Below are 7,155 nucleotides of genomic sequence, written 5' to 3'. Positions count from 1 at the left end.
GGCCGGCACCCCTCGGGGTGCCGGCCGCCTTCGTCGTTTGGGATGCTTGCGCCATGGCGAACTTCCTTCGGGTCGACGGCGGTGCCCCCCTCGTGGGTGACATCGAGGTGCGTGGTGCCAAGAACCTGGTGTCGAAGGCGATGGTCGCTGCCCTGCTGGCGGAGGACCGGTGCCGCCTGCGCGGCGTACCGGAGATCTCCGACGTCAAGATCGTCTCCGGCCTCCTCGAGCTCCACGGCGTCAAGATCGACTCGACCGACCGCGACGGCGAGCTGCTGCTCGACCCCACCAACGTCGAGCAGGCCCACGTGGCCGACATCGACGCCCACGCCGGCACCTCCCGCGTGCCGGTGCTGCTCTGCGGGCCGCTGCTGCACCGCCTGGGCGAGGCGTTCATCCCCGACCTCGGTGGCTGCCGCATCGGTGACCGCCCGATCAACTACCACCTCGACGTGCTCCGTCAGTTCGGCGCGGACGTGCAGAAGCGTCCCGAGGGGCTGCGCCTCACCGCGCCCAACGGGCTGAACGGCACCCGCATCCAGCTGCCGTACCCCAGCGTCGGGGCCACCGAGCAGGTGCTGCTCACGGCCGTACGGGCCAACGGGGTCACCGAGCTGCGCAACGCCGCGGTCGAGCCGGAGATCCTCGACCTCATCGCCGTGCTCCAGAAGATGGGCGCGATCATCAGCGTCGAGACCGACCGGGTCATCCGGATCGAGGGCGTCGACCGGCTCGGCGGCTACGACCACCTGGCCATCCCGGACCGCATCGAGGCCGGCTCGTGGGCCTGCGCGGCCCTCGCGACCAAGGGCGACATCTACGTGAGGGGTGCGCAGCAGCAGGCGATGATGCCGTTCCTCAACGTGTTCCGGAAGATCGGCGGCGCCTTCGACATCGACGACGAGGGCATCCGCTTCTGGCACGCGGGGGACACCCTGCAGTCGCTCGTCCTCGAGACCGACGTCCACCCGGGGTTCATGACCGACTGGCAGCAGCCGCTCGTCGTCGCGCTCACCCAGACCACCGGGCTGTCGATCGTGCACGAGACGGTCTACGAGAACCGGCTCGGCTTCACCGAGGCGCTGGCGGAGATGGGTGCGGTCATCCAGCTCTACCGCGAGTGCCTGGGCGGGTCACCGTGCCGGTTCGGGCGGGCCAACTTCCGCCACAGCGCCGTCATCTCGGGCCCGACGCCCCTGCGGGGCGCGGAGATCACCGTCCCCGACCTGCGCGGCGGCTTCAGCTACCTCATCGCGGCGCTCGCGGCGGAGGGGCAGTCGACCGTGCACGGCATCGACCTCATCTACCGCGGCTACGAGCGGTTCTCGGACAAGCTGGACGCCCTCGGCGCCCACTACGAGGTCGGCGGCCCCAAGGTCGCCTGACGGGTCAGCCGATGGTCTGGTCGTCGCCGATGCCGACGATCCACAGGCGGCTCACCGGCCCAGCGGCGCCGGCGAGGTCGATGCTGACCCGCTGCCCGGGGCGCAGGTGCCGCAGCGCGCTGGCCGCGAACACCTCCCCGCTGAAGGTGACCTCGCGCCCGTCGTCGAGCAGGGCGGACCCCGACCCGTCCTCCTCGTCGAAGGTGTGCACGCTGGCCTGCATGGCTGCAGCGTAGCCACGGCCCGACAGCACGGCCTCCGTGGCGGCGCCGACGCCGAGCGCCCGGGCGGCACGCAGCGCCGCGTCGTCGTCGACGTCCCGGCGCAGCCGCGGCAGGTCCAGCTCCAGGCGCGTGTGCCCCCCGGCCTCGTGCCGCGCCGCCGAACCCTGGCCGAAGGCCGGCGTCATCACCGCGCCCGGCCCCGCGGTGAGCAGCACCGTGCCGGTGCCGTCGGCGTCGGGCACCACCGCACGCGGGTGGGCCGACGCCGCCTGCAGGGCGGCGCGCAGCTCCTCGGCTCGCAGGCTGGGCAGGTCGCCGAGCAGCACCGCGACGGCCGCACCCGGGTCGGCGGCCAGGGCGGCATCGCGCCCGGCCAGCACGGCCGCGTCGAGGCCGCCACCGGGATCGGCGACCACGCGCGCGCCCAGCGTCGTCGCGAGCTGCGCCACCCGGGCGTCCGCGGTGACGACGTGGACGCGGCCGTGCGGCATACCGGCCACGCACGCGGTGAGGCAGTCGGTGGCGAGGGCGAGCGCGAGCTCGGCCCGGTCGACGCCGGCCGGCGGGTGCAGGCGGGTCTTGGCGGCGGGGCCTCCCTTGACCGGGACGACGAGCTGCCAGGGCGGGGATGCGGTCATCAGGGCGATCGTCCCAGTGCTGGCGAGGCCGCTCGACACCGACCCCTCGACCCGCGAGGATGCCATGCACAACCCCCACCGGAGATGGAGAGCACGTGGCCCCCCGCAGCCGTGACCCGCTGCCGTTCGCCTATCGAGCCGTCGTCGCGATCCTGCGGCCGCTGCTCATGGTCCTGACCCGGCGCGACTGGCACGGTGCCGAGAACCTCCCGCGGGAGGGCGGCTTCGTCGCGACACCGAACCACCTCTCCTACACCGACCCCCTCGTGTTCGCCCACTTCATGCTCGACAACGGGCGACCGGCGTTCTTCCTCGGCAAGGAGGGTGTGTTCCGGGTGCCCGTCGTGGGGGCGATCCTGCGGGCCGCGCAGCAGATCCCGGTCTACCGCAACACCGGCAAGGCGGCAGATGCGTTCCGCGCGGCCGTGGCAGCGGTGCAGGAGGGCAAGGCCGTGGGCGTGTACCCCGAGGGCACGCTGACCCGCGACCCCGACCTGTGGCCGATGGTCGGCAAGACCGGTGCCGCGCGCATCGCCCTGGCCACGCGCTGCCCGGTCATCCCGGTCGCCCAGTGGGGGCCGCAGGAGCTGCTCGCGCCCTACAGCGGCAAGCCGCGCCTCCTGCCCCGCAAGACGATGCACGTCACCGCCGGTCCGCCCGTCGACCTCTCCGACCTCTACGACCAGCCGGTGACCTCGACGCTGCTCCGGGAGGCGACCTCGCGGATCATGGCCGCACTCACCGTCCAGCTCGAGCAGATCCGCGGCGAGCAGGCGCCCACCGAGCGGTTCGACTCCCGCACCCACGGGCTCCCCGAGACCGGCAACTTCCGTCGTTCCCAGCGGGGTGGTCGGTGAGCACCGCAGCGGTCTTCGGCACGGGCAGCTGGGGGACCGCGTATGCCGCCGTGCTCGCCGACGGGGGCACCCCGGTGCGCATGTGGGGTCGGCGGCAGGAGGCCGTCGACCAGGTCAACGCCGGCTGCAACCGCGACTACCTCCCGGACCTCGCGCTACCGCCCACGGTGACCGCGACCACGGACCCGGAGGAGGCCGTCAGCGGAGCCGACATCGTCGTCCTGGCCGTCCCGTCCCAGACGCTGCGGACCAACCTCGCGGCCTGGGGGCACGTCCTCGGCGACGCCAAGGCCGTCGTGTCGCTGATGAAGGGCGTCGAGCTCGGCACGACGAAGCGGATGAGCGAGGTGATCCACGAGGCCGGTGGCGTCCCGCAGGACCGCATCGTCGTCGTGTCCGGCCCCAACCTCGCCCCCGAGATCGCCAAGAAGCAGCCGGCGGCCAGCGTCGTCGCGTGCGTCGACGAGTCGGTCGCGGACATGGTGGCGCGAGCCTCGAACCCGCCCTACTTCCGCCCGTACACGAACACCGACGTCGTCGGCACCGAGATCAGCGGCGCCGTCAAGAACGTCATCGCGCTCGCCGTCGGCATGGCCGAGGGCCTCGGCATGGGCGACAACTCCAAGGCGTCGATCATCACCCGCGGCCTGGCCGAGACGACCCGGCTGGGGCTGGCGCTCGGCGCGGACGTCATGACGTTCGCCGGCCTCGCCGGGGTGGGCGACCTCATCGCCACCTGCATGTCGCCGCTCTCGCGCAACCACACCTTCGGGGTCAACCTCGGCAAGGGCATGTCGGTCGCCGAGGTCGTCGCGGTCACCAGGCAGACGGCCGAGGGCGTGAAGTCCTGCGAGTCGATCCTGCAGCTCGCGCACGACCACGACGTCCGGGTGCCGATCATCGAGCAGGTGGCGGCCGTGGTCCACGACGGGCGCTCACCCAAGGACGTCGTCGGCAGGCTCATGCAGCGCGAGCTCAAGAACGAGACCGACTGACCCGACGCCGGACTCCCGGACCGCCGCGCTGGCGGGGCGCCCCTCGGCGATCTCCGCTCGCACCTCCGCAAGCTCCGGTGCTCCTGCCAGGCCCAACCATTCGCCTCGGGGCATCCCCGCCACCCCGGCTCGGAGGTGGCTCAGGGTCAGACGTGGCGCAGGGTCAGGCGTGGCGCAGGGCCTGGTCGAGGTCGCGCCAGAGGTCGTCGACGTCCTCGATGCCGACCGACAGGCGCAGCAGGTTCTCGGGGGTGGTCTCGGGCTCCAGGACGTGCCGGCGACGCCGCTCGACCTGCGACTCGACGCCGCCGAGGCTGGTGGAGTGGCTCCACAGCCGGACGGCCGCCGCGACGCGCTCGGCGGCCTCGGGCCCGCCGACGACCTCGAGGGACACCATCGCCCCGAACCCGGGGTAGCGGACCTGCTCCACGGACGGGTGGCCGTGGAGCCGCTCGGCCAGCGCCGCGGCATTCGCGGTGGCGCGCTCGAGCCGCACGTGCAGGGTGCGCAGCCCGCGCAGGGCCAGCCACGTCTCCATGGGTCCGGCGATGGCGCCGCCGAGCAGCCGGTGGTGCTCGAGCCGGTCGTGCAGCGGCCGCCCCGTCTCGGTGGCGGCGGTGACGGTGGCGCCGAGGATGAGGTCGCTGTGCCCGCTGAGGTACTTGGTGACCGAGTGGACGACGACGTCGACGCCGAACGACAACGGCTGCTGGCCCAGGGGCGTGGCGAAGGTGTTGTCGCACACCGACAGGACGCCGCGCTCGCGGGCTGCCGCGGCGACGGCGGGCAGGTCCGCGACCTCGAGGAGCGGGTTGCTCGGCGACTCCAGCCAGACCAGGGCGGCGCCGTCGAGCGCGGCCACCACGGCGGCGGTGTCGGTGAGGTCGACCCAGCGCACCTCGTGGCTGCCGTCGCGCTCGGCGTCGAGCAGTGACGCGACGGTGCCGTTGTACGCCGTCTTGGAGGCGACGACGGTGCTCCCGTGGGGCGCCAGGGACAGGGCGGCGCTCACGGCCGCCATGCCGGAGGCGAACACGAGGGCGTCGCCGCCCTCGAGGCTGCCCAGGGCCTCCTCGAACGCCGACCACGTCGGGTTGCCGCCCCGGGCGTACCCCTGCGGTCCGCCGGCGGCATACGTCGAGGACAGCTCCAGGGGAGGACTGACGCCGGCGCCCGGGACCCGGTCCGGGCGCCCGAGCGCGACCACACGTGAGGCGGGGGAGAGGTCGTCGTGGGCGGCTTCGTGGGCCGGGGACTCGGGCACGTCGGGGACGTCGTGGGAGGTCACGCGGCCAGCGTAGGCGTGGGGCGCGGCGGGTGACGGCGTGGGCCACCGGGCGGGATACGCTCGTCGGCGATGACCACTGACCAGCCCACGCCCCGCAAGCCGCGCGTCGCCATCGTCTTCGGCGGCCGCTCCTCGGAGCACGCGGTCTCGTGCGCCACGGCCGCGGGCGTCATGCGCGCGATCGACCGCGACACCTACGACGTCATCCCGATCGGGATCTCCCGCGAGGGCCACTGGGTGCTCTCCGACGGCGACCCCTCGCGGCTCGAGCTCACCGCCAGTGCCACTCCCGAGGTGGCTGCCGACAGCGGCGCCGGGGTCGTCGTCCCCCTGGCCACGACGAACCGCACCCTGACGACGTTCGAGGCGCAGGAGATCCCGCGCGACCTCGGGGAGGTCGACGTCGTCTTCCCGTTGCTGCACGGGCCGTTCGGCGAGGACGGCACCATCCAGGGCATGCTCGAGATGGCCGACATCCGCTACGTCGGGTCGGGAGTCCTCGCCTCCGCCGCCGGCATGGACAAGCACTACATGAAGGTCCTCTTCGCGGGGGCCGGGCTGCCGGTCGGTCCGTACGTCGTCATCACCGACGCGCAGTGGCGGCGGGACCCCGCTGCGGCCATGGAGGCCGTGGCCGCGCTGAAGTACCCGGTCTTCGTGAAGCCGGCCCGGGCCGGGTCCAGCATGGGCATCTCCAAGGTGTCCGACCCCGCGGCGCTCGAGGGCGCCATCGAGGTGGCTCGGCAGCACGACCGCAAGGTCGTCGTCGAGCAGGGGATCGTCGGCCGGGAGATCGAGTGCGCGGTGCTGCAGGGTCGCGGCACCGACGGGCCACGGGTGTCGCACGTCGGCGAGATCGCGGTCACGGCCGAGGGCGGCCACGAGTTCTACGACTTCGAGGCGAAGTACCTCGACGACGGGGCGGTGCTGTCGTGCCCGGCGGACGTGCCCGAGGCGGTGTCCAAGGAGGTCCAGCGGCTCGCGGCCGCCGCGTTCGAGGCGCTGGGGTGCGAGGGTCTGGCGCGGGTCGACTGCTTCTACACCGACGCGGGTGACGTCGTCATCAACGAGATCAACACGATGCCGGGGTTCACGCCGCACTCGATGTACCCGCAGATGTGGGAGGCGACCGGGCTGTCCTACCGCGACCTCATCGACGAGCTCATCCAGCTCGCACTGGAGCGCCCCGTCGGCCTCCGGTAGCCCCTCACAGCCCACTTGTTGCCACCACGTGGTCACGGGAGGGCCGATCCAGCTCCTCCGTGACCACCTCGTGGCAACAAGTGGGAGGGGTCAGGTGCAGTGGCGGCCGTTCTGGGGGAGGGCCTTGGCGGCCGGGCCGAACGCGGGCAGGAGGAGCGGCTCGGGGGTGTACGCCTGCGGGACGAGCACCTCGATCGCGGGGTCGGTGCCGAACGTGGTGAAGCGGGTGCCGTCGGACAGCCGCTCGACCACCCAGCCGACGCCGTCGACGTCGAGGCACTCGTCCGTCGTCGGGCCGAGCGCGGGCAGGCCGCACCGGGCGACGACGGCGGGGTCGCCCCACGCCCGGGTCCGGGCGGACGCCGGCGACGTCTCCACGCGCTCGCGGCCGGCCACGCGCTGCGGCCAGGCGCGGGAGGCGGCGTCGCAGCCGGTGCCGGGGTAGTCGGGCACGGCGACGTCGACGCCGTGCGGCCACACGGCATACACGACAGCGCCGGCCGTCCCGAGGATCAGGAGGCCGGCGGCTGCGAGGAGCGCGCGCCGCCGCGCGGCGCGACGCACG

Annotated in this window: 7 protein-coding genes; 4 read left to right on the top strand and 3 right to left on the bottom strand. The window is 73.5% G+C overall.

Going from position 1 to position 7,155, the window contains the following annotated elements; translation table 11 throughout:
• Positions 1 to 53 precede the first annotated feature (53 nt).
• A complete protein-coding gene (gene murA, locus ACFUC1_RS12615; RefSeq protein ID WP_379120197.1) occupies positions 54 to 1,385 on the top strand; it encodes a UDP-N-acetylglucosamine 1-carboxyvinyltransferase in 1,332 nt (443 codons plus the stop codon).
• A gap of 4 nt (positions 1,386 to 1,389) precedes the next feature.
• Here murA and cofC read toward each other — a convergent pair whose 3' ends face one another.
• Positions 1,390 to 2,313, bottom strand: coding sequence for a 2-phospho-L-lactate guanylyltransferase (cofC, locus tag ACFUC1_RS12610; RefSeq protein WP_379120195.1), 924 nt, complete (start codon positions 2,311 to 2,313; stop codon positions 1,390 to 1,392).
• A gap of 29 nt (positions 2,314 to 2,342) precedes the next feature.
• Here cofC and ACFUC1_RS12605 point away from each other — a divergent pair, with 29 nt between their 5' ends.
• Together ACFUC1_RS12605 and ACFUC1_RS12600 are read left to right on the top strand one after the other, a co-directional pair.
• Entirely contained in the window at positions 2,343 to 3,104 is a 762-nt protein-coding gene (locus tag ACFUC1_RS12605; protein WP_379120193.1) for a lysophospholipid acyltransferase family protein, read from the top strand.
• A complete protein-coding gene (locus ACFUC1_RS12600; RefSeq protein WP_379120191.1) occupies positions 3,101 to 4,099 on the top strand; it encodes an NAD(P)H-dependent glycerol-3-phosphate dehydrogenase in 999 nt (332 codons plus the stop codon). The genes ACFUC1_RS12605 and ACFUC1_RS12600 overlap by 4 nt, the downstream gene beginning before the upstream one ends.
• A gap of 163 nt (positions 4,100 to 4,262) precedes the next feature.
• On the opposite strand, the gene ACFUC1_RS12595 is transcribed toward ACFUC1_RS12600, so the two are convergent.
• Entirely contained in the window at positions 4,263 to 5,387 is a 1,125-nt protein-coding gene (locus ACFUC1_RS12595; RefSeq protein ID WP_379120189.1) for a trans-sulfuration enzyme family protein, read from the bottom strand.
• A gap of 69 nt (positions 5,388 to 5,456) precedes the next feature.
• Between ACFUC1_RS12595 and ACFUC1_RS12590 the strand changes: the two genes are divergently transcribed.
• Positions 5,457 to 6,590: a D-alanine--D-alanine ligase family protein gene (locus ACFUC1_RS12590; protein ID WP_379120187.1), complete on the top strand. Its 1,134-nt coding sequence runs from the start codon at positions 5,457 to 5,459 to the stop codon at positions 6,588 to 6,590.
• A 90-nt stretch (positions 6,591 to 6,680) separates the two neighbouring features.
• Here the strand turns inward: ACFUC1_RS12590 and ACFUC1_RS12585 are convergent, their stop codons facing one another.
• Positions 6,681 to 7,154: a DUF3515 family protein gene (locus ACFUC1_RS12585; protein ID WP_379120185.1), complete on the bottom strand. Its 474-nt coding sequence runs from the start codon at positions 7,152 to 7,154 to the stop codon at positions 6,681 to 6,683.
• Between the last annotated feature and the right edge of the window lies 1 nt (position 7,155).

The organism is Pedococcus sp. NPDC057267 (assembly GCF_042668795.1).
In the GTDB taxonomy this organism is placed as follows: domain Bacteria; phylum Actinomycetota; class Actinomycetes; order Actinomycetales; family Dermatophilaceae; genus Pedococcus.
The sequence above is the reverse complement of the archived record's forward strand: the minus strand, read 5'-3'. Positions and strand labels throughout refer to the sequence as shown.